This window comes from Acinetobacter sp. R933-2, assembly GCF_030325485.1.
GTDB lineage: Bacteria > Pseudomonadota > Gammaproteobacteria > Pseudomonadales > Moraxellaceae > Acinetobacter > Acinetobacter sichuanensis.
In genome coordinates, this window is sequence record NZ_JACAIJ010000003.1 from 43,314 (window position 1) to 69,777 (window position 26,464).

Annotated in this window: 21 protein-coding genes; 5 read left to right on the forward strand and 16 right to left on the reverse strand. The window is 36.8% G+C overall.

Going from position 1 to position 26,464, the window contains the following annotated elements:
- Positions 1 to 98: 98 nt before the first annotated feature.
- From HX005_RS04340 to HX005_RS04390, 11 genes are all read right to left on the reverse strand, one after another.
- On the reverse strand, positions 99 to 1,043 hold the full coding sequence (locus HX005_RS04340; protein WP_286376423.1) for a p-hydroxyphenylacetate 3-hydroxylase reductase component: 945 nt from the start codon (positions 1,041 to 1,043) through the stop codon (positions 99 to 101).
- 33 nt (positions 1,044 to 1,076) lie between these two features.
- Positions 1,077 to 2,342: a p-hydroxyphenylacetate 3-hydroxylase oxygenase component gene (locus HX005_RS04345; protein ID WP_286376424.1), complete on the reverse strand. Its 1,266-nt coding sequence runs from the start codon at positions 2,340 to 2,342 to the stop codon at positions 1,077 to 1,079.
- Positions 2,343 to 2,582: 240 nt separating this feature from the next.
- Positions 2,583 to 3,956, reverse strand: coding sequence for an MFS transporter (locus HX005_RS04350; protein ID WP_286376425.1), 1,374 nt, complete (start codon positions 3,954 to 3,956; stop codon positions 2,583 to 2,585).
- Between the two features lie 533 nt (positions 3,957 to 4,489).
- Complete coding sequence (locus HX005_RS04355) at positions 4,490 to 5,938, reverse strand: NAD-dependent succinate-semialdehyde dehydrogenase (RefSeq protein ID WP_286376426.1); 1,449 nt, start codon at positions 5,936 to 5,938, stop codon at positions 4,490 to 4,492.
- A gap of 11 nt (positions 5,939 to 5,949) precedes the next feature.
- Positions 5,950 to 6,753 carry a 4-hydroxy-2-oxoheptanedioate aldolase gene (hpaI, locus tag HX005_RS04360; RefSeq protein ID WP_286376427.1) on the reverse strand — a complete coding sequence of 268 codons (804 nt, stop codon included), beginning with the start codon at positions 6,751 to 6,753 and terminating at the stop codon, positions 5,950 to 5,952.
- A 13-nt stretch (positions 6,754 to 6,766) separates the two neighbouring features.
- Complete coding sequence (hpaH, locus tag HX005_RS04365) at positions 6,767 to 7,570, reverse strand: 2-oxo-hept-4-ene-1,7-dioate hydratase (protein WP_286376428.1); 804 nt, start codon at positions 7,568 to 7,570, stop codon at positions 6,767 to 6,769.
- Positions 7,571 to 7,584: 14 nt separating this feature from the next.
- On the reverse strand, positions 7,585 to 7,974 hold the full coding sequence (locus tag HX005_RS04370; RefSeq protein ID WP_286376429.1) for a 5-carboxymethyl-2-hydroxymuconate Delta-isomerase: 390 nt from the start codon (positions 7,972 to 7,974) through the stop codon (positions 7,585 to 7,587).
- A 21-nt stretch (positions 7,975 to 7,995) separates the two neighbouring features.
- Positions 7,996 to 8,856 (reverse strand): 3,4-dihydroxyphenylacetate 2,3-dioxygenase, encoded by an 861-nt coding sequence (gene hpaD, locus HX005_RS04375; RefSeq protein ID WP_286376430.1) that lies wholly within the window; start codon positions 8,854 to 8,856, stop codon positions 7,996 to 7,998.
- 251 nt (positions 8,857 to 9,107) lie between these two features.
- The gene (gene hpaE, locus HX005_RS04380; RefSeq protein ID WP_107006605.1) at positions 9,108 to 10,568 is read right to left on the reverse strand and encodes a 5-carboxymethyl-2-hydroxymuconate semialdehyde dehydrogenase; all 1,461 of its coding nucleotides are present in this window, start codon (positions 10,566 to 10,568) and stop codon (positions 9,108 to 9,110) included.
- Positions 10,569 to 10,585: 17 nt separating this feature from the next.
- The gene (locus HX005_RS04385) at positions 10,586 to 11,347 is read right to left on the reverse strand and encodes a fumarylacetoacetate hydrolase family protein (RefSeq protein ID WP_107006604.1); all 762 of its coding nucleotides are present in this window, start codon (positions 11,345 to 11,347) and stop codon (positions 10,586 to 10,588) included.
- A gap of 3 nt (positions 11,348 to 11,350) precedes the next feature.
- Entirely contained in the window at positions 11,351 to 12,010 is a 660-nt protein-coding gene (locus HX005_RS04390) for a fumarylacetoacetate hydrolase family protein (protein ID WP_107006603.1), read from the reverse strand.
- 148 nt (positions 12,011 to 12,158) lie between these two features.
- On the opposite strand from HX005_RS04390, the gene hpaA reads away from it, so the two are divergent.
- Positions 12,159 to 13,046: a 4-hydroxyphenylacetate catabolism regulatory protein HpaA gene (gene hpaA, locus HX005_RS04395; protein WP_286376431.1), complete on the forward strand. Its 888-nt coding sequence runs from the start codon at positions 12,159 to 12,161 to the stop codon at positions 13,044 to 13,046.
- 71 nt (positions 13,047 to 13,117) lie between these two features.
- On the opposite strand, the gene efp is transcribed toward hpaA, so the two are convergent.
- Positions 13,118 to 13,687 carry an elongation factor P gene (efp, locus tag HX005_RS04400; protein ID WP_107006601.1) on the reverse strand — a complete coding sequence of 190 codons (570 nt, stop codon included), beginning with the start codon at positions 13,685 to 13,687 and terminating at the stop codon, positions 13,118 to 13,120.
- 351 nt (positions 13,688 to 14,038) lie between these two features.
- Here efp and epmB point away from each other — a divergent pair, with 351 nt between their 5' ends.
- From epmB to HX005_RS04415, 3 genes are read left to right on the forward strand one after another with little or no spacing between them, the layout of a single operon-like run.
- A complete protein-coding gene (epmB, locus tag HX005_RS04405; protein WP_286376432.1) occupies positions 14,039 to 15,052 on the forward strand; it encodes an EF-P beta-lysylation protein EpmB in 1,014 nt (337 codons plus the stop codon).
- A 27-nt stretch (positions 15,053 to 15,079) separates the two neighbouring features.
- Positions 15,080 to 16,834: a cyclic-di-GMP receptor FimW-related protein gene (locus HX005_RS04410; protein WP_286376433.1), complete on the forward strand. Its 1,755-nt coding sequence runs from the start codon at positions 15,080 to 15,082 to the stop codon at positions 16,832 to 16,834.
- Entirely contained in the window at positions 16,816 to 19,038 is a 2,223-nt protein-coding gene (locus HX005_RS04415) for an EAL domain-containing protein (protein ID WP_286376434.1), read from the forward strand. Before HX005_RS04410 ends, HX005_RS04415 begins: the two co-directional genes overlap by 19 nt.
- Positions 19,039 to 19,168: 130 nt before the next feature.
- Here the strand turns inward: HX005_RS04415 and rpmE are convergent, their stop codons facing one another.
- From rpmE to HX005_RS04435, 4 genes are all read right to left on the reverse strand, one after another.
- Positions 19,169 to 19,393 (reverse strand): 50S ribosomal protein L31, encoded by a 225-nt coding sequence (gene rpmE / locus HX005_RS04420; RefSeq protein WP_005015004.1) that lies wholly within the window; start codon positions 19,391 to 19,393, stop codon positions 19,169 to 19,171.
- Positions 19,394 to 19,609: 216 nt separating this feature from the next.
- Positions 19,610 to 20,617 (reverse strand): bile acid:sodium symporter family protein, encoded by a 1,008-nt coding sequence (locus HX005_RS04425; protein WP_286376435.1) that lies wholly within the window; start codon positions 20,615 to 20,617, stop codon positions 19,610 to 19,612.
- A 192-nt stretch (positions 20,618 to 20,809) separates the two neighbouring features.
- The gene (gene gloA, locus HX005_RS04430) at positions 20,810 to 21,211 is read right to left on the reverse strand and encodes a lactoylglutathione lyase (RefSeq protein WP_286376436.1); all 402 of its coding nucleotides are present in this window, start codon (positions 21,209 to 21,211) and stop codon (positions 20,810 to 20,812) included.
- Between the two features lie 229 nt (positions 21,212 to 21,440).
- Positions 21,441 to 23,609 carry an AmpG family muropeptide MFS transporter gene (locus tag HX005_RS04435; RefSeq protein ID WP_286376437.1) on the reverse strand — a complete coding sequence of 723 codons (2,169 nt, stop codon included), beginning with the start codon at positions 23,607 to 23,609 and terminating at the stop codon, positions 21,441 to 21,443.
- Between the two features lie 183 nt (positions 23,610 to 23,792).
- Here HX005_RS04435 and HX005_RS04440 point away from each other — a divergent pair, with 183 nt between their 5' ends.
- Positions 23,793 to 26,408 carry a Lon protease family protein gene (locus HX005_RS04440; RefSeq protein ID WP_286376438.1) on the forward strand — a complete coding sequence of 872 codons (2,616 nt, stop codon included), beginning with the start codon at positions 23,793 to 23,795 and terminating at the stop codon, positions 26,406 to 26,408.
- Positions 26,409 to 26,464: the final 56 nt, after the last annotated feature.

A 26,464-nucleotide genomic window follows, 5' to 3' on the forward strand; every position in this document is an offset into this window, starting at 1 on the left:
AAGGAGTTTTCACTTTGTGATCTATATCATTCATTTTGTAAAAGTGAAGCATAACATCATCTAAAGACAACAATTCACTTCACTTTTACAGTATAAAATTAAATACCAATTAAGTCTTTTAACATCTTTTTAAATAGCTCACGATCTTCAGGCGCATATTGAGCAAAAACTTCCTCCTGATGACTTTCTGCAATTTTATAAAGCATATGAGCACATTCATTTCCTTGCGCTGTTAACTCATAAGAATGCCCAGTATCAAGCAATAAACCTTTTTGTGCCAAAATTTCTGTTGCTTGTTCGATTTCATGAATCGGCATTGCCACTTCACGTTGCAAATCACTTTTACTGGTTGCAGTTTTACTTTCTAAAACCAGAAGTAAACGTGCTTCACTGGTTCTAAAACCACTGGTGAGTTGCTTAGGTTGATAATCATTTTGATATGCACGTACAGCTTGAGTCAGCAAATAGTACATATTGTTATATAAACGTCCCGGAAATACGCTTTCTTCTGTACTTGCTTTGCTGTTTAAGCTCGGATGAGGTAAAACCGCAGAATAAGCACCTTGATGATATAACAAAGGTGAACGACCATGATCATGAAATTTAACAACTTTTCCGATAATAATCCAATGATCACCACCTTCAACAATATTAAATTTTTCACACTCAAAAACAGCCGAACAGTTTTTTAAAATAGGGCTAGATCCCGCCCCGATTTCATACTCAATTCCTGCAAATTTATCTTCAGCACGACGAGCAAATTTATTGGATAAATCAATTTGTGCTGCCGACAAAATGTTTACTGCAAAATGCGTCGCTTCTGAAAAAATACGGTAACTTGATGAGTTTTTATCAATACTCCATAAAATTAATGCAGGATCTAAAGAAACTGAATTAAAACTATTTGCAGTAACACCTACACGCTCACCTTGCGCATTTTGCGCTGTCATAATGGTGACACCTGTCGCAAAATTACCTAAGGCACGACGAAATGCTTTTGGATCTAGTGCTTGTATATTCATATTTTCGACCATGCTATTCATATCACAACTCCTTGTATTTGAATAATAATGAAATTAAACCATGCTTGGATCTGGTTCTAAGCCCATTAATTCACGACCTAAAATTTGCGCACAAACATCATAGTCGGTATAAGCATGCGCACCTGTCATATGTGCATCACGGAATAAACGTTGGAGTTCACTACTATCTAACCAACTGGTTGCCCCTGCACCTGCCATCAAACGATCTACAGCTTCGATACACATCTTGACTGCATAGGCTTGATTTGTACGCCAAAAAGCCAATGTCTCTTTATTTGGATAAAGATGATTAACGCCATGTAAACGATGGTCTTCCCAAGTTTTTTCTAACAATGCACGTGCAGCAGCAACTTGATGTGTTGATTCAGCTATGCGCATTAAAGCAGGTGTTGCAACACCGACATTTACACCTGTATAAGCACGAATACGATTGCGCTGCTTATCTTTAAATGCCTCAATCATCCGTTCTGCCACACCTAAACTCACTGCGGAAAAACCACTGGCAAAATATGGACGATAAGGTGAATAGAAGATTTCTGACTGAGGATATAAACCAAATCCTGTCGATTTACCTTCCATCATGTCTTTGGCTTTAGAAATACGATATTCAGGAATGAATACATCGACTAATTTTAATTGTTTTGAACCACTGCTCTTAATGGCTTGTGCATACCAGTTATCCACAATTTCATAATCTTGACGAGGAATCACACCAAAACTATAGATTTTATGACCTTCTGCATCAAAACGGTTAAAACCAACAATGGCATATTCAGCATGATCACATCCACTGCTCCAGCCATATTCACCATTTAAAATAATGCCACCATCAACCTCTTGTACTTTGCCAAAAGGTGCGATTGAGCTGCTTGCTGTTGCATCAACATTATTCAGCCAGATTTCATCTTGTAGCTGTTTGCTAAACATCGCAATTTGATGGCTATGCGTACATAACAAACTAAAAGCCCATGCAGTTCCTGCACATGCACCTGCTAAAGTGACAATACAATTGGCAAAATCAGGCAAACTCATTTCCAACCCACCATATACTTTAGGTTGGAATGCACGATGAAAATTAATTTCTTTTAGCAAAGCAATATTTTCATCAGGCACACGGCGCAGTTGTTCTGCTTCTTCAGCACGTGCCGCAATTTTTGGTAAAATTTCCTTAATTTTTTCTAACATCGTTTTTTCTGACGAAATTGGGTTTGCTGCTTCTGTATAAATCATTTGGATTGAATCAGATGCGTCATTTGCATAGTTCTCAAAAGACTCATGTGTCGATATTGTATTTTCCATGATTACTCTTCCTTAAAAATCAGATATTTATAAAAAAATATTTATTTAACTTCCTAATATTTTTCTATTATTCATGGAATACACGATTTAGTTAATGCATTTTTCACGTATTAATTTGTACTTTTCATGGCTTTTTATCGCTGTATTTATGAAAGCTTGTCATCCCCGTCATTTCATATTTTATTTATCATAAAAAAACCAGCCGAAGCTGGTTAAAGATGTTTTCAAATAAAATATCAATTAATTTTTATGCCATACAATCGGTGATTTCATTTGCTCTGCCTCATGGTCAGGTCCTAACGGAATACCTGAACGATCACGCAAGGACAGCGTAGACAATAACGCAATACTGGTCATCACTGCCAAATAAATCGTGACGGAGAATGTCGAACCTGTAACACTCACTAGCCATGTTCCGATCATTGGGGCAAATGCACCACCTAAAATTGCACCTAAAGCATAAGAAATCGAAATTCCAGAAAAACGCACCGATGCTGGAAATAACTCAGAGTAAAATGCTGATTGCACCCCATAAGTCAAACCAATACCACTCGCAAGGAAACATAAACCTAAAGCAAATAATGGCATTGCACCTGTATTAACCAAAGGAAATAGTGCAAAAACGCCACATAATTGAATAATCCATCCGATGATATAGGTTTTTTTACGTCCAATTTTGTCTGATAATGCACCTGAAATATAAGTCGTAATCAACCAACAAAAAGAAGCCAATGTGACACAAATCAGGACAGGTGTTCGTTCTAGCTGTAAAGGTCCTGTAGGGTTCGTCGCATAGTTTTGAATGAAGCCACCTGTCGTCATATAACCACAAGCACTATTTCCAGCAAAAACCAAAGCCGCCAATAAAACCAGTAAAGCATGATTTTTAAATAAATCACGAATAGGCGTTTTAGAGGCACTTTTACGTTCTTTAATTTCTTCAAACACAGGACTTTCTTCTACAGTACGACGAATCCAATGCCCAACAAACAACAAAACGATACTAAAAAGAAAGGGAATGCGCCAACCCCATTCGATGAAAGCATCACCGGGTGCAACGATACCTGTCATTAAAGCAAACATACCTGAGGCTAAAATCAATCCCAAAGGCACGCCAATTTGTGGAAATGAACCAAAGCGTCCACGCTTATGTGTGGGTGCATGTTCAACTGCCATAAGCACAGCCCCGCCCCATTCACCTCCTGCGGCAAGACCTTGTAAAATACGCAAAATAAGCAATAGGACTGGAGCAGCAACACCAATACTTGCATAAGTTGGGAGCAAACCTATACATGTTGTTGCGATTCCCATCAGTACCAGTGTCATCACCAGTACAATACGACGCCCATATTTATCACCTAAATACCCTGCTAAAAATGCACCTAGTGGTCGAAATAAAAAGCTAATTCCAACGGTTGCAAATGCCAGTATCGTTCCAAGCGTATTACCTGCTGGAGCAAAAAATAAGTCTTTAAAAATCAGACCTGCTGCTGCCGCATAAATAAAAAAGTCATACCACTCTACAGTCGTACCAACGATAGTTGCATAGGCAACTTTACGTTCTTCCTTGGTCATTTTATCTGATGTAGACGCATAGGTAGATGTTGTTTCCATTTCTATCTCCTTATAGAGAAACAATCAGCTTTATTTTATTCAACCTCATGAATTTAATTAACATATTAACAAATTGATTTTAATAGCACCTGAATATCTAGAGAAATTAAAATCAAACATGAGGGATTTTACAAAAAACTTAATATTCTAAAAAAATATTAAATTGTTAATATATTAATTAATAACATATACAACATCTAATTAAAATACATTTTCAATAAAATTAATTAAAATACTAAGTCAAATGACTAAAATAAAGTTGACTATATGTGGGTTGAGTTTTGTGAAATAGATATTTGCTTCAGTCAAATTGGCAGCAAGATTTAAGTCATGATCTGAGGACATATTTCTCATCCTTTAAAAGAATGAATAACGACACATCAGAAAATAAACTTTTGATATTTATTGATTAAACGATAAATATTTACTTTGGACGATCAGCATGTTAACCATTTCATTTTCAAGCATCATTTTATCTATATAAGTAAAAATAAGGGTCGCTACACCCTTATTTTAAATCATGATAAATAGATCTAAATGCCCATACACATGTATTTTAATTCTTGATAATCTTCAATACCATATTTTGAGCCTTCACGCCCACAACCTGATTCTTTGATTCCCCCGAACGGCGCAACTTCTGTTGAAATTAAACCCTCGTTGATTCCAACCATTCCATACTCTAATGCTTCACCTACACGCCAAGCTCGACTTAAACTTTCTGTATAAATATATGAAGCTAAACCAAATTCTGTATCATTTGCCATTTGGATTGCTTGTGCTTCGGTAGAAAATTTAAAAACAGGTGCCAATGGACCAAAAGTTTCATCTTTAGCAACCAACATATCAGGAGTAACATCGGCTAAAACTGTTGGCTCAAAAAAGGTGTGCCCTAAAGCATGACGCTGCCCACCCACAACAACTTTTGCACCTTTTGATGTTGCATCTTCAATATGCTCTTGAATTTTTTCTACTGCTTTTTCATTGATCAACGGACCTTGTTCAGCACCTTGTTCAAAAGCAGGAGCAACTTTAAGCTGTGCCACGGCAACTTTTAATTTTTCAATAAAAGCATCATAAACAGTATCTTGTACTAAAATACGGTTTGTACATACACAAGTTTGACCGCTATTACGGAATTTTGAAGCAATTGCACCTTCTACAGCTCGGTCTAAATTTGCATCATCAAAAATAATAAATGGTGCATTTCCACCTAGCTCCATACTGACTTTTTTCATCGTTGATGAGCATTGCTCCATCAATAATTTGCCAATTTGTGTAGACCCTGTAAAAGACACTTTTTTGACCGCAGGATGTTGTGTCAATACCGCACCAATTTCACGTGCGCTGCCTGTCACCACATTAATCACACCTTGAGGAATCCCTGCTTGCTCTGCTAAAGCCACAAGTGCTAAAGCTGACAATGGGGTTTCAGAAGCAGGTTTAATAATCACGGTACAGCCCGCAGCAAGTGCTGGACCTACTTTACGCGTAATCATCGCATTTGGAAAATTCCATGGTGTAATGGCAGCGACTACACCGACAGGCTGACGAATGACAACAAGACGACGACCTTGTTTATCATGAGGAATAACATCGCCATAAGTACGTTTTGCTTCTTCAGCAAACCATTCGATAAAACTTGCACCATACAAAATCTCACCACGACTTTCTGTCATGGGTTTCCCTTGCTCAGTACTTAAAATCATGGCTAAATCTTCTTGATTTTCAATAATCAATTGATACCATTTCTTTAATAATAATGAGCGCTCTTTTGCAGTAGTGAGTTTCCATGTGGCTAATGCAGTATCCGCAGCAGCAACTGCTTGTTCAACTTGCTGAGCTGCAACAGATGCAATATTTGCAATGATTTCACCTGTGGCAGGATTTGTAACTGCAAAGGTTTTATTGTCGTGTGCATTTACCCATTGACCATCAATAAAAACTTGCTCTTTAAATAAAGTTGTATTTGTTAATTGCATACTTAAATTCCTTAATAGACGCTTGGTGCTTGTGGCTGAGTAGTTGCGTCTGTCTGTTTAAATTTTCCTAGCAATTGTGTCATCGACTTCATCAATAAACTCGTGTCTACGCCAACAGCGACAAATTCTGTGCCTAAAGCCAAATATGTTTTTGCCAAGGTTTCATCCGCAGATAAAATACCCGCAGCTTTACCTGCTTGGCGAATTTTTTGAATTGTTTCTACAATCACTTTTTGTACTTCAGGATGTCCTGCCTGCCCACGATAGCCCAAAGCAGCAGACAAATCAGCAGGACCAATAAAGACGCCATCAACACCTTCGACTTGTAGAATTTCGTCTAGATTTTCTAAGCCTTTTTTGGACTCAATTTGTACCAACACACTAATTTGTTCATCAGCAGTCTGTAAATAGTCCGTAATGTTATTCCAACGAGAAGCACGTGCTAATGCAGCACCTACGCCACGAACTCCTTCAGGTGGATACCGTGTTGCTTGTACCATCAATTGTGCTTGCTCAGCCGACTCCACCATTGGAATCAACAGCGTTTGAGCACCAATATCCAGTAATTGTTTAATCAGATGAATATCACCTGTTACAGGACGAACCACAGCTTGGCTCTGATAAGGTGCAATGGCTTGTAGTTGTTCTAAAATACTACGAACATCATTCGGTGCATGCTCACCATCAATCAGTAACCAATCATAGCCAGCATTGGCAGCTATTTCTGCACAATACCCCTGTGCAAGCCCGACCCACATCCCAATTTGCTGTTCAGTTTTAAGCTTCTTTTTAAAATAATTTGTTGTATCAATCATGTCTGCTCCTCAATTACATAAAACGAAATGCAATTGAACCCAATTGATCATAATCAATATGGAAAGTATCACCTGCTTTTGCTGCAACAGGACGAGTAAATGAACCACCTAAAATAATTTGACCTGCTTCTAATGTCACACCATATGGATGTAGTTTATTGGCAAGCCACGCCACACCTTTGGCTGGATGATTCAATACCGCAGCAGACACTCCAGACTCTTCAATCACCCCATTACGATATAAAATTGCAGAAATACGACGTAAATCGAGTTCAGTTGGCTTAATTGGTCGACCACCTAATACAATTCCTGCATTGGCTGCATTATCTGAAATCGTGTCAAATACCTTACGAGTAATTTGTGTCTCAGGGTCTACATTATGCAAACGCGCATCAATAATTTCGACCGCAGGAATAATATAATCCGTTGCATCTAGCACATCAAAAATCGTGCAATTTGGTCCTGAAAGTGGTTTACCCAAAATAAAAGCTAACTCCACTTCAACACGTGGCACGATAAAGCGTGACATTGGAATGTCAGTTCCTTCGTCAAATACCATATCATCTAATAACGCACCATAATCAGGTTCAGTAATATTAGAAGAAACTTGCATGGCACGTGAAGTTAAACCGATCTTATGCCCAACCAATTTACGCCCTTCAGCAATTTTATGTGCAACCCATACTTTTTGAATTTCATAGGCATCTTCAATGGTAATTTCAGGATATTGCAATGAAAACTGACGAATTTGTTGACCTGATTTTTCAGCCTGATCTAGTTGCAAAGCCAGTTCTTGAATTTTTGCTTGATCTAACATAAAGATATCCTTATCTAACCATTATTTTTTAAAAATTGATGAATATTGTTCGATTTGAAATTTAAAACGGGATCTAGTTCTTTCATCTCAAAAGAAATCGCCAATAAACGCTGCTCTTTTAATGGTTGAAAAAATGCTTCAATTTTTGCAAAGAGTTCTGTTGCCACGCGTTGACGTGTTTCTAAATCACGCCCAGAACCAACTTTTAGCGTCATATGAACAAAGGCATAATCATGTAAACCATCTGCCATACGAAATTTATCCATACGAATCGCACGACTACGAATACCACCTAAAGGGAAGATTCCTGTGCCACCTAAAAAGTTATTTACTTGTGTAAATAAGTCTTGAAAATCGACTGATTCTTCTAAATTTGCACTGTATTCAGCAATAAAATGAGGCATCAGAAATCTCCTTTTTATGATTTAAACAATTGAGTCAGGCAGTGGGAAAATGGCATTGATTTGCCCTGTTCCTGAACTCGGAAACGCTGGCGTAATAATTTCTACGGCTTTGTCATACTGATCCCAGCCTAATAATCCAAGTAGCATTGCAGTGTCATGCATACCACCTTCGCCATAACAGTATTCTGCATATTCAGGCAACATATCTGTAAACTCTTTCCACTCTGCACGTTGCCACATGCCGACAACATGTTTATCCACTTGGCGATCCCATTCACGGGTATATTCATCCATACCACGCTTATATTCACGATCCCAAATAAAACGATGTGACAATGAACCACTGGCAAATACCGCTACAGTACCTTCATATTTTTCAATCGCTTTGAGTAAACCCTCACCAAATTTACGGCTGTCTTCTAATTCATGAGAAGTTAAAAAAGCAGATACTGAAACGACTTTAAAATGTTTATCCTGATTCATATAACGCATTGGAACCAATGTGCCATATTCAAGTTCAAGACTTTTAATATTATGTGCTTGTGCTCGAATGCCTGTTTTACAAATTTCTTCTTGCATCAACTGACCCAATTCAGGGTTTCCATCGTAATCAAATTCCATATTTTGAATAAAATGTGGCAATTCATTACTGGTATAAACACCACTAAAATTTTCACCTGCATTAATATGAAATGCGCTATTGACCAGCCAATGACTATCAAAAACAATGATCGTATCGACACCAAGTTCACGACAACGACGACCAATTTCAATATGACCATCAATTGCTGCTTGACGGATTCCATTGGTTGGACCTGGCAATTCTGATAAATACATTGACGGTACATGTGTGATTTTTGCAGCAAGAGCAAGCTTACCCATTTCTATCTTCCTGATATTCTTCTTTCAAATGTTGTGTAAAGCATTTTCTGATCGCTGAGTTTCATATTGAATATTTCCTTTATCTTGAGAAAAGACTTAGAGTGAGGTAAAAAGCCCACTCCAAGCTTCAAATAAAGACAAAAATTCAATATATCTCGATGAGAAATAAATCACACAAAACTTAATATTGAGTTGATTTTCCTGTATTTGATCTCACACAAGAATGCTGTTCTTAAATTCCAAATGGCGTGTTATACGCCCCATTTTGGTATATGGTGCGATCCCATTGAAATACAAACATTTTTGATTTCCGTAAATACTTCAAGGCTATATTCACCGCCTTCACGCCCTGTTCCTGAACCTTTTACGCCACCAAAAGGTTGACGTAAATCACGTACGTTTTGGCTGTTAATAAACACCATACCCGCTTCAATACCAGCAGCTAAACGATGTGCTTTACCAATATCTTGTGTCCAAATATAAGATGCCAAACCATACTCAACATCATTGGCTAAATATAATGCCTCAGCTTCATCTTTAAACTTGATCAAACATACAACAGGTCCAAAGATTTCTTCTTGCGCAATACGCATACGGTTATCAACGTTGGCAAAAACCGTTGGCTGAATAAACTGACCTTTTTGTAAATGTTCAGGTAAATTTGCTGGACGCTCTAAGCCACCTGCAACTAAGCTTGCACCTTCCTCAATACCAATCTTGATATAACCTGTCACTTTGTCATAATGTGCTTGCGTAATCATTGAACCGACTTGCGTTTTCGGGTCTTGTGGGTCACCAACAATGATATTTTTTGCACGACGTGCAAATTCTTTTACAAACTCATCGTAAACCGATTCTTGAATGAAAATACGGCTACCTGCGGTACAACGTTCACCATTTAATGAGAAGATCGTAAATAATGCTGCATCTAATGCACGTTCAAGATCAGCATCTTCAAAAATCAACACAGGTGATTTACCACCTAACTCCATTGAGTATTTTTTCAGCCCAGCATTTGCCATGATACGACGACCTGTTGCTGTACCCCCTGTAAATGAAATTGCACGAACATCAGGATGCTTCACTAAAGCATCACCTGCTGTTGCACCATAACCTTGAACAACGTTAAATACCCCTTCAGGAATACCCGCTTCCAAAGCTAAACGCCCTAATTCATTCGCTGTTAATGGTGAAAGCTCCGACATTTTCAGAACAGCAGTATTACCTAATGCCAAACATGGTGCAGTTTTCCATGTTGCTGTCATAAATGGTACGTTCCAAGGTGAAACCAAACCACAAACACCCACTGGCTGATGCAATGTATAGTTCAACATTTGATCATCAACAGGATAAGTATGCCCATTCATGCGAGTGCAAACTTCAGCAAAGAAGTTGAAGTTATGTGAAGCACGAGGAATCAAAACATTTTTGGTTTGGTGAATTGGTAAACCTGTATCTAATGTTTCAAGTTCAGCAATTTTCGCAACGTTTTGATCAATCAGATCACCTAAGTTACGCATTAAACGCGCACGTTCTTTTGCAGGTGTTTTCGCCCATTGTGGTGCTGCACGTTTCGCTGCGGCAACTGCAAGATCAATTTCAGCTTGCCCACCACTTGCAACTTCACCAATCGCTTGATTTGTCGCAGGATTATAGTTTGTAAATGTTTCTTGGCTTTCGACTTCTTTACCATCAATCCAGTGTTTAATCATACCGTTCATCCCTTAACTTAAACTGTTTTAAAAAATTCTGTTTCTGAAACGATGTAGTTACGTAATTGACCTACACCCTCAATTTCTACAATCACTTCATCACCCGGCACGACATCTGAAAGCCCTTCAGGTGTTCCTGTCGCAATCATGTCGCCCGCTTGTAAAGTCATAAATGATGAAATGTACTCAATGAGAAATGGCACATCAAAAATCATATCTGCCGTCGTACCTTCTTGGCGCAGTTCACCATTTACCCAAGTTCGAAGGGTTAAATTATTCGGTTCAGGGACTGAAGCTGTATCAATAATGTATGGACCTACAGGTGTGGTTGAATGACGGTTTTTAACACGTAAGTTTGGACGATAATAATTTTCTAAATAATCACGAATCGCATAGTCATTACATAAGGTATAGCCAGCAACATAATCTAAAGCATCTTCACGCTTAACATTTTTTGCAGTTTTACCAATCACAGCGACCAATTCACACTCATAGTGCATATAGTCAACATGGTCAGGACGCCATGTATTTTTATTGTGACCCGTAAATGTATTTGGCGCTTTAATAAAAATAAGCGGTTCTTTTGGTGGTTCAAAAGCCAATTCACGCGCATGATCCGCATAATTTAACCCAAGAGCAAACATTGTTCCTTGTGCAGGAGGCAACCATTCCACAGATTCTTCACTTAAAATTTCACCATTTTCAAGTTGAACGCTTAAGTCTTCTAAAACTTCAACATTAACCACTTCACCATGATGACGAATACGTGCAGTTTTCATGATTTATACTCCCTGTTCCTGAATCGTGTTTTCTATCGCACCCAATTGATCAATCTCGATACGAACCACATCATTTGCATTTAAATCAACACGTCCTAATGGAGTTCCTGTCAAAATCACATCACCTTCATTGAGTGGCATATACTCTGAAATTTCTGCAATGATCTGCTCAGGTGTACGCAACCAGTTTGAAGTATTGCCTTTTTGTTTTAATTCACCGTTGACCAAAACACGTAACTCTAAATGATTGATATCTGTGACTTGATCACGAGCAACAGCTTCACCAATGACACAAAAGCCATCCTGACATTTGGCTTTAATGGCTGGGCGATAATAACTGTCTTCAGGCAAACTCAATTCATTGACCACGACATAAGCTGCAATATGTTCGTGCGCGTCTTTTTCTTGTACACGACTGGTACTTTTCCCAATCACAATACCCACCGTAGGTCCTGCTTGTAAAACATCACCCACTTGTTTAAAAACCACTTGACCACTTTGATTACGGGTATTTGGAGTCTTAATAAACAAAACGGGTTTGACAGGCTCTTTCACATAAGGCTTTTGATTAAATTGTGTCTGTAAGCTTTCATATAAACACTTATAATTTAATGCGATACCAAAAATATTGCCGTGAGTATCTATCTTTTTTAGATCATTCATCGCGTTTTCTCTTCCTTGGATCTAGATATTTTTTCTAGACTTTTCACAAATTAGTTAATATATTAACTTTATAGTTAACATCATAACTAATTGCAAGCACTTTTTACGTTATGATATAAAAAATTATACTTTTCATGGATCCGAAGGTATGAAAAACGCATTTATCCCCAATTTACCGATGGGGCAAGTTGATGATCAAGGTCTTATCACTGAAGACATTCATTATGAAGATCAAGCGAAACTGGCGAACTTTTTTGGTCAAAATATGCCACCGCATCGTCATGACCGCTTTTTTCAATTACATTTTTTCACTAAAGGTACAGTGCAAGTTTTCCTAGACGATGTGAAATATATCTGTCAAGCACCTGCTTTTTTTCTAACACCACCCTCTGTTGCACATTCTTTTATAACTGATCCCGACTGCGAAGGACATGTCTTAACCGTGCAACAAAATATTATTTCGCGACTACAAAATGACTTAAAAATTCAGCATATTTACCCTATGTGTGTACATTCAGGTCAGTTCAATCATTCTGATTCTCAAGATTTACATCGTTTAGAACATTATTTACATCAACTCAAAGATGAATTTGAAAACAATCAACAAGGTAAAAATTTTGTTTTAAAAAGCCTAATTGGTCTGATTTTTTTACAAGCCATGCGACTGGCTGAATCTGCTTTACCTTATACCTATAATAACAATCATGATCTGGCAATTTTTCGTAAATTTAATGAATTAATTGAATCTCATTATGATCACCATTGGACATTAACTGAATATGCAGCTCATTTAGCCATTACAGAAACACGTTTAAATGAAATTTGCCGCCGTTTAGCCAACACCTCTTCTAAAAAGTTAATTTACAACCGACAAATGCAAGAAGCTAAACGTATGCTTATTTTCACAGATAGTTCTATCCATATGATTTGCTATCAACTAGGTTTTAAAGATCCCGCTTATTTCAGTCGTTTTTTTCAAAAATATGCCGGTATAAGCCCTTCTAAGTTTAGACAAATAAATCTACTATCTTATTAAAATTTAAATATTAAAATTTAAAATAAAAAAGGGATGATTATCATCCCTTTTTGTATCTTGTAAAACTACAATTATGCACGCTCTAAATAGTCACCAGTACGAGTGTCTACACGAACATTTTCTTCTTGCTGTACAAATAATGGAACACGTACTACTGCACCTGTTTCTAATTTTGCAGGTTTACCGCCACCACCAGAAGTATCACCACGTACACCTGGATCAGTTTCAACAACTTTTAATACAACAAAGTTCGGTGCATTTACAGTTAATGGCACGCCATTAAATAGCATAATCGTACATTTTTCATTTGAATCGTCTTTCAACCATTTCGCAGCATCACCCATTGCAGTTTTATCTGCTGCAATTTGCTCGAAAGATACAGGATCCATGAAATTCCACATTTCACCATCGTTGTAAAGGTATTCCATTTCAACTTCCACAATATCTGCTGCTTCTAAAGAGTCGCCAGATTTGAAAGTTTTTTCTAATACTTTGCCAGACTTAAGGTTACGTAGTTTTACGCGGTTAAATGCTTGCCCTTTACCTGGTTTTACATATTCGTTTTCCATGATTGAACATGGGTTACCATCAAGCATAACTTTTAAGCCAGCTTTGAAATCATTTGTAGAATAATAGGCCATGAAAGGCTCACTCCAAACTTAAATCTTGAATCTATTCATGCTGAAAATTCATGCATTGAATAAAACTATGTGTGAATTTGTCTAGCAGGCTGCTAGCCATATGTTGTCATTCTTGGCTATTCTAAATGAGCAACGTACTTTGAAGCAATGTAAAAATTTTCAGCAGCGCTCAGATATTAGCTAAATACAGCATATTATCAAGTTTTATCCCCTGCATCTTCACCAACTAAGTGTTAAAATCATCAAGCTGAAATAGATAATTGAATAATCTATTGCATTGTAAACAGGATCTAACTTTTTCAAGTTACTGTTCGTTTTTTCTCCCAACACCCTATATATTCTTTTATTTTCATGACTTATCTATATCAAGAGCAAAACTGGCAATCACAGATGAGTGATTTGATCACTTCACCGCAAGAACTTCTTGAGCAATTACAGCTTTCACCCACTGAATTATTGTCGGGTGCTTTACTCGCTTCAGAACAGTTTAAACTGCGTGTGCCACGTGCTTTTGTCAAAAAGATGGAAGTAGGAAATGCATATGATCCTTTATTATTACAAGTGCTTCCTCATCATTTAGAGCTTGAAGAACACGAGGGTTTTGTCACAGACCCTTTAGGAGAAGAGCAAGCAAACCAACTTCCTGGCGTATTACATAAATATAAATCAAGATTTTTGCTCACCCTAACAGGGGCTTGTGCTGTACATTGTCGTTATTGTTTTCGTCGTCATTTTCCTTATCAAGAAAATTTACCTAAAAATGATGACTGGCTACATATTAAAAATTATTTAGAACAACATCCTGAAATTAATGAAGTGATTTTAAGTGGTGGAGATCCTCTAACCTTATCAAATCGTAAACTTGCACTTTGGATTGAAAGGTTAGAATCTTTAGCACAAGTTAAAATTCTAAGAATTCACTCCCGCGTTCCAATCGTAATTCCTGAAAGAATCGACGAAGAACTTGTTTACTTATTGAAAAACAGTCGGCTACGTGTCATTCTAGTTGTGCATGCAAATCATGCAGCAGAACTTGATGCTTTAACCTGTTCTAAGCTTTCTATGCTGGTTAAAGAACAAATTTTAGTACTGAATCAAGCTGTTTTATTAAAAGGGGTGAATAATTCTACAAGTGTTTTGGTTGAACTCAGTCAACGCTTGTTTGAAGCTGGGGTATTACCTTATTATTTACATGTGTTAGATAAAGTAAAAGGTGCACATCATTTTGATTTACATACAAATGAAATTGATGACATTTATAGAGAACTACTCGCTAGCTTACCCGGTTATTTAGTTCCTAAATTAGTCAGAGAGATTGCGGGAGAGAAAAATAAAACACCGCTATTTGGGGCTTCAAGTTTTTAGATTTTTTAAAATGAGTTCAATATAAGTATGATAAATAAGGAAATCTCTGATATTTTCCACGCTTCAACGGTCTTAAACCGTGAACAGTTGAGCTTTTCAAAAGCATCAGTAGAAGCACTACACCAATGGGTGTCAGACTTATCTATTATGAAGCTAGGCGACAGTTCAGAAGCGTTATTAAATGCAATGTATGAAATTGCAGAATTAGATTGCACCGAAACATTACGTTTTGATTTGCTACAAGTTTTGCATCCTAGCATTGAAAATGTGTTAATTGGTTTAGAAAAATACTTTTTAGATCAAGGGCTTTCTCATTCTGATCGTAATGAGCATATTATTGAGCTCACGACTTTTATGCGTGCCTATTTTGCAAAAATTTATGTCGATATTACACACCGAAGTTCCTTACAACTCAATCAACAAAAATATGCCATTTTAAAATTTGCACAAAATCGTAGCTTTAAAACTGCTCGTATTTTATCTAGCTATTATGCGTTACAACAACTCGGTTTACTCCTTACGCAGCAGCAAATGCTTTACAGCCCTGCTTTATCAAATCAGTGGCAAACGATTCATAATATTTATGAACTCGCTGCAAAAAATAACGAATTATTAATTAATATCAATCAATTACAAGGAACACATTTTCCTGTACAAAATATTCAGCAAGCTTATGCTCAAGTCTTGCTATTAGATATTTTTAATACTCATCAAATTCGCCCTAATGAGATTCAAGCCCTTTATCAATGTAGTCTAGACTGGGCAAGGCTCACACAAATTTTACCAAGAGAAAGCTCTCTTTCAAGATATATTGTAGATACGACAAAAGATCATCCTCCTATTTACAACCGTAAACATCATGAAGATTTTAAAGCAAATGTCTTTGTTTCAACCCAACAATTGCTTGAACATATCAATGATACGATTCAAAATGAATCCACTTATATTTCTAAAAATGAAAAAGATTTTCTTTCATCTGCACTAAAATTTCATGTACAAAACGTTTTAGGAACGCATTCTGAGCGTCAACATGAACGTTATGAATATTCTGCGCAGTTACAAATTTGCTTTACTTTACAAACAGCACATTTTTATTTATCTAATGCGAAAACCTTTGATGAAACATTATTAATCAATCAAAATTTTGGCTTTAGGTCTGAAGCGAATGTACAAACCAGTATTGCAAATCACAATTATGATGCTGCACAGACACAAAAAATTAAGCAAATTGACCGTGAAGTTAAGCAAATTTATCAAACCGAAGTACTCGATATTAGTATTAATGGTTATCGTATTGCTTGGTCAGGTGAAGCACCTAAAAATTTGCGTACAGGCGAACTGATTTTGGTCAGTGAAAGTCAACAAAATAAATGGAAATGCGCTGTTGTACGTTGGATTAAACAAAGTGTAAATAAAAGCTATGAGGTCGGGATTGAGATTTTATCGCCAGATATTTATCCATGTGCCATCAAAGTGCCTTCTGAAGTTTCAAGTTATAATTATCAGCCTTGTTTATTGGTTCAAACTGAACAAGAAGAGCAAAATAGATTGTCTTTAGTTCTCCCTAACTTAGCACATTTCAAAGAACAACAAGCTTTGTATTTACGTTTTAAAAATCAAGAAATCAAAATTTATTTATTGAAGTCACTGTTTATTTCTCAAAGTTTTGTTCAGTTTGATTTTGAATTGCTCAACGATGAAGAACAAATGATTATCGATGAATTTATCCAACAACAATTAAATGATTTAAATAATCATGACTTATGGGACACTTTGAAGTGAGAAATTTATTATTATCTAAGAAGTTAAAACTCTCCGAAACACGAGTACTGATTATTGATGATAATCAAATTCGTTATAATATGCTGATGGAGATGTTTCAGAGTAAAGATCATCTCGCACAAGGTTTACTATTAGATGATTTGAAAAGCTTCGAAAAACAACTTAATACGTCTTGGGATTTAATCATTTTTGGACGTGCTTATGATTTAAAAATGGAACAGGCGGTTACCTTAATTCAAGCGTCTGAACAAGTAAATATTCCCGTGATTTTATTACGTCCTACGGAATATAAACCTGAACAATATGAATATTTTATTCATAAAGGCATTTATGACATCATTGATTTGCAAGAACCAGAACATTGTTATATCAGTCTAGTTCGGGCATTGTCTTATAGCCGTGCGCTACAATCAAAACAACATTTATTACAAGATTTAGAAAATGCTAAAACTCAAGCACAATCTCTTGTAGAAGAACAGCATAAAGCATGTGCTGTGATCGAAGAAGGTATTCATACTCAAGCAAATCCTGAATATCTTGAGTTATTTGGTCTAAAAAATGAAGAAGAACTGATCGGCTTACCAATTTTAGATATTTTACAGCCTGAAAATTTAAATGATTTCAAAAATCGTTTCAAAAAAATAACCCAAGGTCAATTTGACTATGCTCGTTTTGATTTAAGCACTCAAAATCAAAATGCCAAAACTCAAAACCCTTTAAAAATTGAGTTTCTACCAGGTTTAGATGAAGACTCTCTTAGCCTTACAATTGAAGTTGGTGGCGCGCAGCAGAGTACAAATACTCAACCTCAGCAGAATAACTCTAGCTCTATCTCGAACTTATTTCCACAAATCAACCGCGCATTAATCAATCAGCCTGCAAAAGCAAATGCGTTGGTTATTTTTAGTCTTGCAGATTGTCCTGACTCTATTTTTGATCTTTCGTGGCAAGACGCAAATAAATATTTTGAAGGTATTCAAAACTTTCTTAAAGAACAAACCAACCAAACGATTTTCAATATTTACCCTGGCGTATATGGAATCTTATTACAAGCAGGTTCTGATTCATTATTAGAATCTAGAATTTCTAATTTGCATGTACTACAAAAACCACAATTGCAAGAAATTAATTTTCAAGCCTATAACTTCCATCTCAAAATTGGGGTTGCTCCTATTATTGCGCATGATTTTCATGAAAATAATTTTTCTGAGTTACTGACCCAAGCCTATAACTCACGTTTATCAGTACAACCATCTGAATCAGATTTACAGATGAGTGCTTCATTAGAATCGACCAAAATTGAACTTACACCGATTGTAGAGGCGCCTATTTCCCAAGAATCTGCACCAGTTATCATTGAAACGATTGAAACAGCAAGCGTTGATGTACCGACGATTACACCTGTGTCGAAACCAGAAAATGTGATAAAACAAGACGTTTCACACCAGTCCTCACCTATGCTTCGCCAAATTGCAAATAGTTTGGAAAAAGGTGAAATTCGTATTAAATATCAACAACTTTATGATAAACAAGATACTAACTTATACACTTACCAAGTGACCAGTGGTTTTATTTATGAAAATCAATGGAAAAAAATTAGCAATCTCATTGAACTTGATGAAGACATTGAACTTTCTATTAAATTAGATCGCTGGATTTTGGTAGAAGCTTGTAAACAATTACATAACTTTATTCATCAATATCCTGAAGCAAAGATCATTGTGAATTTAAATCGTCATGTTTTATTCCATGATAAACAATTCCCTGAACTTGTTTCAAAATTAATCACTATTGTTGGAAGTCGTGCCATGCACCCAATTATTTTGCAGTTTGATGAAGAAGATCTTGCGAAAAATATCGTTGAAGCACAAAAAAATATTGCGATCTTACGTGAACATGGCGCAGATATCGCAGTACGTCGCTTTGGCTCAAGTATTTCCAGTGAAATTATTTTGCAACAAAGTGATATCACGCATCTAACCTTAGATGAAAAATATACATTGATGCTCAACAAAGAAAATACAACTCAAGCCTTACAGGAAATGATTGATAAATATCAAGAAATTAAACCTGTAGAGTTTCTGCTTACCCAACTAGATGACATGAATAGCTTTGCCAATGCGTGGAATGTTGAAGCACGTTTCTTACAAGGCGACTATTTCCAAAAGAAACTTGACCAACTCACAGATGTTCAAGATCAATAAAATCTGATCTGACTAAAATACATCAGGAGCTTAGCAATAAGCTCTTTGAATCTCAAAGCAAAAGATCATCACAAAGCAAAATATAGACACAAAAAAACGAGCCAAAGCTCGTTTTTTATGTTTTGTCGTATTAACGTTTGATAGAACGTGACATACCAGCAAAACGTTGTTTGAACTTGTCGATACGACCGCCAGTGTCCACATTCTTTTGTTTACCAGTATAGAATGGGTGACAAGCTGAACATACGTCAAGATAAAGAGTTTCTTTACCTAAAGCAGAACGTGTTTCGATTACGTTACCACATGAACAAGTTGCAACTAATTTTTCGTATTTTGGGTGAATATCGGCGCGCATGGTCGATTCTCCTAAGTTAAGAAAGGTTTTGCTGTCATCGCAATTAGCCACTCTTAAACAGAGTGTAAACACTATTTAAGGAAAGCAAATTTTAAAATAAATTTAGCAGGCTAACACCATAACAGACCATTTCTTTTGAGCCCACCGAGACTATAAGTGTCAGAGCTAAGCACAACAAGTGGGCAACATTATATCGAGTTTTTCTCAATAATGCGACTAATCGAGTACAGAATTTTCTTGAGTTTGACTATTTTCATCGTGTTGTTTAGACCAATAGTTCGCAATTACACCACAGACCATCAATTGGATTTGATGGAAGATCATGATCGGTAAAACAATCATTCCGATCGGCTGTCCAATAAATAGAATTTGCGCCATTGGAACACCACTTGCCAAAGTTTTTTTCGAACCACAGAAAAAAATTGAGATTTGATCTGCTTTATTAAAACCAAGCCACTTGGGAATATATAAAGCCAAAAGCATGATGATGGTTAAAAAAACCGAACAAGCCAATGTTAAATATGTCAGTGTCGTCCAACTCACCTGATGCCATAATCCTGCAACAACTGCACCACTAAATGCGCCATAGACCACCATCAGAATTGTGCCCTGATCAAAAGTTCTGACAATACTCGGAACTTTTTGCATCAATGGAAATACATAAGGACGTAACAACTGCCCCGCGATAAATGGCACTAAAAGCAATAAAGTAATTTCAATAATTGATGAGGTTGGGTCATAATCATGTTTAGATTGACCAAAGATAAATAAGCTCACCATTACAGGTGTAATAAACATCCCGATCAAGTTTGAAAATGAAGCACTACAGACCGCAGCCGCGACATTCCCTCGTGCAACTGATGTAAATGCTATTGAAGATTGGACAGTTGACGGCAAGAAACACATAAACAAAAAGCCCCAATACAGCTCTTGCCCAAGTAATGGTAATAAAACTGGTTTAGCCAACAAACCTATGATTGGAAATACGGCAAAAGTGAATGCAAAAACAACTGCGTGTAATTTCCAATGTAATACTCCTTCGATAATCGCTTCTCTTGAGAGTTTTGCACCATGTAAAAAAAATAAAATGGCAATTGCAATAGTGGTTATTTTCCCAAAAATGTCCGCAGCAATACCATGTACAGGTAAAAAAGTTGCCAAGATGACCATCACAATCAATAGAATTGTGAAACGATCTAAAGCGAGTATTTTTAAAATATTCATCTTAAACATCCTGTCTTTTGAATGAAAGAAAAGCTAAAAAGCCCAGTGAGATGAATTTACCTAAAGGTAAACTTTTATCTTACTGAGCTTCTTGAATATAGCTACTTTTTGAGCAAAATGTTCAGTATTTAATTTCGACACTTAAGCTTTATATAATATGTTTTATATAAATTGTATCGCAATTTTACGCTATTAATTATTACGTGCATCTTGATCTTGTTGAATAAGTTCAACTTTATAACCATCAGGATCTTCTACAAATGCAATCACAGTTACACCGCCCTTCATCGGACCAGCGTCACGCACAACATTTCCACCACGTGCTTTAATCTCTTCACAGGCTTTATATGCATCTTCAACACCAATAGCGATATGACCATAAGCATTGCCCAAATCATAACTTGATGTATCCCAGTTATGCGTTAACTCTAAAACAGTATTGTTTTCTTCATCGCCATAACCAACAAAAGCTAAGGTAAAACGACCTTCTTCATAGTCACGTTTGCGAAGTAAAGTCATACCGAGTACTTCAGTATAGAACGCCAAAGATTGTTCTAAATTGCCTACACGTAACATGGTATGTAGCATGCGCATGATAGATTTCCTAATTAACAAATACTAATCTCTCAATATAGGCAATGCGCATTCACATTTCAATTTATTGCTTCAAATGAAATATAAAAATAATGATGAATGTTTAATTTTCAGTATCATTTTACTTTGCTCTAAACCAATAAAAATAAAAAACCGACTCAATCTTGTAGATCGAATCGGCATTTAAACCTCACAACGTATTCATGATATTACATAAATTACTTTTTTTCTATCCTTGTGATTTCTGGTGATCTCTTAACAATTTTCCGACCCAAACAACAAGTATCAAAATCGGGATACCAATTAAAGTTGTCATTAAGAAAAATTTTGGATAACCAATATTGGTAACTATTGTACCTGAATAACCACCTAAAATTTTTGGTGTTAATGTCATTAAAGAACTAAAGATCGCATACTGTACGGCTGTAAATGAAACACTGGTGAGACTTGATAAAAATGCAATAAAAGCTGCACCTGCCAAACCTGATGCTAAATTATCAACAATAATGGCGAAATATAGCCAATTTGAACTATATTTTTCAATCACTTTACCTTTAATTTCAACAGCGTTGTTATGACCAACAACAATTGGTTTTAAAGGTTGAATATCAATATCTAACGTCGATGTGCTATTCACCAATTGATAGTTTTGTTGTGCAACTAAATGCTGATGATTTTGATTAAAATTAACCACTGCACTGACATTTTTTGATGTAGAAGCTTGTAAGTCTTGAGCATCAATCGAGCCTATAAAGAAGCCATCTTTATCTATTTTTGCAGGATATTCTTTAGTATCCAACTTTAACGTAATCGGCTGCTCAGCGTTTAAGTCACTTATATTCACTCCAAGTAACTGCCCTTTCACCACAATATTTTGCTTTAATTCAGCAGTAGATAATTGGTTGTCACTGGTCAGCGGTAGGAGTTGAATTTGCGCTGTGCCAGTATCTTTTAAATAAGGAAGTTGTACTTGTCGTTGTTCAGATTTGTCTTGATATTGCGTCGAAATACTCACATTTTGACTACTTGCCAAAACTTGATTAGGAACTTGAACTTTCCAATAACCCACTTCATCAGGTGTAGCTGTAAACTGTTGCTGCCCAACCTGTACTGTAACTTGATCCATCGGCTTGCCTGAGTTGACTAAACCAATAAAAATCAAGTTTGTTGAACTTGCTAATACCGCACCAACAAACATCAATTTCATGATATTCATACGTTGTGCCAGTAAACCACCTAAAAAACCACCGACTAAACTAAAAATAACACCATAAACTTTAACAGCCTCGGCAATTTGTTCTTTGCTAAAGTTTAAATCTTGGTAATATACATTAGAAATCACCCCAGCAATAATGTCAGAAATTCGATAAAAACCAATAAGTAATAGTAAAACTAATGCAAGTTTCACCCCATAGCGTCTAAAGAAATCTGCGATTGGATTGACCCAAGTTTCATACGCCATCTGTGAATTTACAAGACCTGCGCGGATCAGCATAATTGCTACGCCAATGGCTGCTGCGCCTGAACCTAAAAAGCGCAATGTTTCCATTAAAAACTTAAGAAAATTATCATTAATTTTCCATTCAGTTTGTAAATGTTGCACCAAATCATCAGAAAAATAATAGCAACCAATAAAAGTGATCACAGCAACGAAAAATACCGCAACCAAGCGATAATAATCTGTATTTTTATAATGCTTATCTACACGGTTAACCTGTGGCTCGCGAATACATAGTGTTGTCATAACGCCAACGCACATGACTGCTGCCATTGCTAAATACGTATATCTCCAAGCCTCATAAATATAATTACCTTTGGCTGTACCAAGTTTTGCAGCCAAGAATAATGCACCTGCGCCCGCAATAATCATGCCGATTCGATAACCTGCATTATAAGTGGATGCCAAAATGGTCTGCATTTCTGTTTCAGCAAGCTCAATACGATAAGCATCTATGACAATATCTTGTGTTGCGGCTGAAAAGCCGAGTAACACAGCACCAATTGCCATTTGATAAAGTGCGGACTGTCCATTGGCAGGATTCGTCATTGCCATGATACAAATCGCACAGATAATAAGCACTTGTGCAACCAACAACCAAGCACGTCTTCGACCTAGTTTTTTGGTTAGTAATGGGAGTGGAATTTCATCAATCAAAGGTGCCCAAACAAATTTGAATGAATAACCTAATGCAGCCCAACTAAAAAATGTGACTGCACTTTTATCGATTCCTGCTTCACCTAACCATAGAGATAGACTCGAGAAAATCAATAAAATAGGAATTCCTGCTGAAAAACCTAAAAATAACATGATGAGGGCACGACGATCTAAAAATGCTTTAAAAGCAGCGATCCATCCTTGATGTTGTGCCGATGTTTGCTCAGAACTTGACGATGACATTGCGTTATTATTTTCTGAAAAATGAAATAGTGCTATTCAACCGCTTAATGCTTCGAGTTTCAATCATTTTTATGCAACAGAGCACAGCTTTTACAGATATTTCCGTTTTTGACGCTTGATCTTTAGTACCATTCCTGTATACCTTTAAACTTTCAATTTCACATTTAGTTTTGGATTTCACCTGTGACCCAAAGACACGATCAATTAAGCTCAACGACTGTTTCAACTCCAGCAACGCCAACCACATTACAACAAATCGAAAACACATTACCTTCAGCTTTTGATCAAACGGACATCAAGAATACTTTGACACAAACTGCACTAAAACCAGAACAACTGACCCATATTCCAAATTACGCTACGATTCCATCCTCAACCAAAAGAATCAAACCGTTAAATAACTTTTTGGGTCAAGATCGCGCTAAGGCTTCGGTTGAAGCAGGTATTGCCCTGCCTTACTCAGGCTATAATATTTTTGCAGTCGGCACAGCAGGTCTTGGCAAGAAGACCATGATTAAGCGTTTACTGCAACAACATGCTAAAACCATGTCTACACCTGACGACTGGGTGTATGTCAACAACTTCAAACATGCACGACAGCCGATCGCCCTATGCTTTCCTGCCAGTCAAGGTGCAAAATTTCAAGCTTTATTGCATCAAACATGGAAAACGATTTTAAAACAATTAGAACGTCGTTTTAGTGCTGAAACCTATCACAATCGCATTGAAAATATTCGTCAAATCACAGGTAATGAACAACAACTTGCTTTGGGCGAACTCACCAAAGAAGGTGAAAAACTCGACTTAAAACTGATTAATCATAATGATGAACATATTTTTGTTCCTATTCATGTGGTAGACAATCAAGTTTTAGAATTATCTCAAGACGATTTAAATGCACTTGATAGCAAACAGCGTGCAGAAATCTCTGCCAATATCCGTTACATGGATAAAAAACTTGACCGTCTTGGCTTACAGTTGGGCGACCTTGAGGATGATGCGCGTGATCAAGTTTCTGAACTTAATCGTGATATTGCCAAACAAGTTGTCATTCCACGTATAGAATTAATTCGCAATAAATTTGAAGCAATTGAAGGCTTAGAACAATATCTCAAACTCTATGCAGCCGATATTATTGACAATGTCGAAACCATTTTAGATCAAGAAGGTGATGAATTTTCACCTGCTTTATTTAATCATGTGCCTTCACGTTATCAAGCCAATGTTGTTGTCAGTCATAAGTTAAATTCTGGCGCGCCTGTGATCTTTGATGATTTTCCAACGCATTACAATCTATTAGGACATGTTGAGCAACTCACTCAAAATGGCACCATCACGACAGATTTCACTTTGATTCGTCCAGGAGCATTGCATCAAGCCAATGGTGGTTTTTTAATTTTAGAGGCGGAGCATCTTTTAGAACAGCCTTATGCATGGCAAGGTCTAAAACGCGCTTTAAAATCTGGGCAACTCAAGCTCTCGTCTTTAGAACATATGCTGACTTTAACAGGCAGTATTTCTATTGAGCCTGCGCCAATTCCGCTAGATATTAAAGTGGTTTTATTGGCTGAGCCTGAAGTTTATTATGAAATATTAGAGCTTGAACCAGAGCTTGGCAGTGTTTTTAAAATCCGTGCTGATTTTACCGATACCTTACAACGCAATGATGACAACGAACAAGCTTATATGCAGTTGATTGCAGACTATGTGCAACAAGATAAACTTTTGCCATTTGACCGCTCTGCTCTTGCTGCGTTATTAACGGATTCGAGTCGTCAAGCTGAAGACCAAAGTTCATTGTCATTACATGCTTTAACTTTAGGTGACTTAATTCGTGAATCACACCATCATGCTGCACAGATGGAACAAAAACTTGTCACCTCACACCATATCAATACAGCACTCAAACACCGTCAATATCGCTTAGGCTATTTACGAGAGCTGTACTGGCAAGATTTGTCTCGTGGCACACAACTGATTGAAACCAAAGGTCATCGTTTAGGTCAAATTAATGCACTCTCAGTGATTCAATATGCTGATGTAGAATTTGGTCTACCTTCTCGTTTGACCGCTTCCGTCTATCAAGGTGGTGGTGATATCCTTGATATTGAGCGTAGTGTCGAACTCGGTGGCTCTTTACATGCTAAAGGCGTTTTGCTGATGTCGAGCTTCTTAAAAGCACACTTTGGGCGTGAACAGATTCTACACTTCTCTGCTGCGCTTGCCTTTGAGCAAAGTTATGGGCAAGTTGATGGTGATAGTGCCACTGTTGCTGAACTTTCCGCATTAATCTCAGCGATCAGTCAAATCCCTATCGATCAATCATGGGCAATTACAGGCTCTATGAATCAGTTAGGACAAGTTCAACCCATTGGTGGTGTCAATGCCAAAATCGAAGGCTTCTTTGATGCGTGTAAATTACAAGGTTTTACAGGCAAACAAGGTGTGATTATTCCTCGTCAAAATATGCAACATTTGATGTTACGCCAAGATGTAATTGAATCTGTTGAAACAGGTCAGTTCCATATTCATGCCATTGATACCATTGACCAAGCACTTGAAATCCTGATGGCGCGCCCTGTTGGAACTTTAGATAAAAAAGGGCGTTATAGTAAAAATTCGATTTATGCCGCAGTCATGGCACAACTTGAATATTGGCAAGCCCTTGAAGATGGTATAGAAATCGAGGAAAAACCAAAGAAAAAGAAGAAAAAAGCTAAAGATGCCAAGAAGAAAGCTGTTAAAGATGAAGTTGACAGTAATGAAACAGATGCTGCTTTAACGCATAAAAATACCTAAACCCAACATTTCCCCATCAAAAAAGCCTCTGAATTTATCAGAGGCTTTTTTATTGA

Bases quoted from the DNA above. Each gene is read 5' to 3' on its own strand.
- HX005_RS04340 (WP_286376423.1), bottom strand. From the start codon at position 1,043: ATGAATAGCATGGTCGAAAATATGAATATACAAGCACTAGATCCAAAA.
- HX005_RS04345 (WP_286376424.1), bottom strand. From the start codon at position 2,342: ATGGAAAATACAATATCGACACATGAGTCTTTTGAGAACTATGCAAAT.
- HX005_RS04350 (WP_286376425.1), bottom strand. From the start codon at position 3,956: ATGGAAACAACATCTACCTATGCGTCTACATCAGATAAAATGACCAAG.
- HX005_RS04355 (WP_286376426.1), bottom strand. From the start codon at position 5,938: ATGCAATTAACAAATACAACTTTATTTAAAGAGCAAGTTTTTATTGAT.
- hpaI (WP_286376427.1), bottom strand. From the start codon at position 6,753: ATGATTGATACAACAAATTATTTTAAAAAGAAGCTTAAAACTGAACAG.
- hpaH (WP_286376428.1), bottom strand. From the start codon at position 7,570: ATGTTAGATCAAGCAAAAATTCAAGAACTGGCTTTGCAACTAGATCAG.
- HX005_RS04370 (WP_286376429.1), bottom strand. From the start codon at position 7,974: ATGCCTCATTTTATTGCTGAATACAGTGCAAATTTAGAAGAATCAGTC.
- hpaD (WP_286376430.1), bottom strand. From the start codon at position 8,856: ATGGGTAAGCTTGCTCTTGCTGCAAAAATCACACATGTACCGTCAATG.
- hpaE (WP_107006605.1), bottom strand. From the start codon at position 10,568: ATGATTAAACACTGGATTGATGGTAAAGAAGTCGAAAGCCAAGAAACA.
- HX005_RS04385 (WP_107006604.1), bottom strand. From the start codon at position 11,347: ATGAAAACTGCACGTATTCGTCATCATGGTGAAGTGGTTAATGTTGAA.
- HX005_RS04390 (WP_107006603.1), bottom strand. From the start codon at position 12,010: ATGAATGATCTAAAAAAGATAGATACTCACGGCAATATTTTTGGTATC.
- hpaA (WP_286376431.1), top strand. From the start codon at position 12,159: ATGAAAAACGCATTTATCCCCAATTTACCGATGGGGCAAGTTGATGAT.
- efp (WP_107006601.1), bottom strand. From the start codon at position 13,687: ATGGCCTATTATTCTACAAATGATTTCAAAGCTGGCTTAAAAGTTATG.
- epmB (WP_286376432.1), top strand. From the start codon at position 14,039: ATGACTTATCTATATCAAGAGCAAAACTGGCAATCACAGATGAGTGAT.
- HX005_RS04410 (WP_286376433.1), top strand. From the start codon at position 15,080: ATGATAAATAAGGAAATCTCTGATATTTTCCACGCTTCAACGGTCTTA.
- HX005_RS04415 (WP_286376434.1), top strand. From the start codon at position 16,816: ATGGGACACTTTGAAGTGAGAAATTTATTATTATCTAAGAAGTTAAAA.
- rpmE (WP_005015004.1), bottom strand. From the start codon at position 19,393: ATGCGCGCCGATATTCACCCAAAATACGAAAAATTAGTTGCAACTTGT.
- HX005_RS04425 (WP_286376435.1), bottom strand. From the start codon at position 20,617: ATGAATATTTTAAAAATACTCGCTTTAGATCGTTTCACAATTCTATTG.
- gloA (WP_286376436.1), bottom strand. From the start codon at position 21,211: ATGCGCATGCTACATACCATGTTACGTGTAGGCAATTTAGAACAATCT.
- HX005_RS04435 (WP_286376437.1), bottom strand. From the start codon at position 23,609: ATGTCATCGTCAAGTTCTGAGCAAACATCGGCACAACATCAAGGATGG.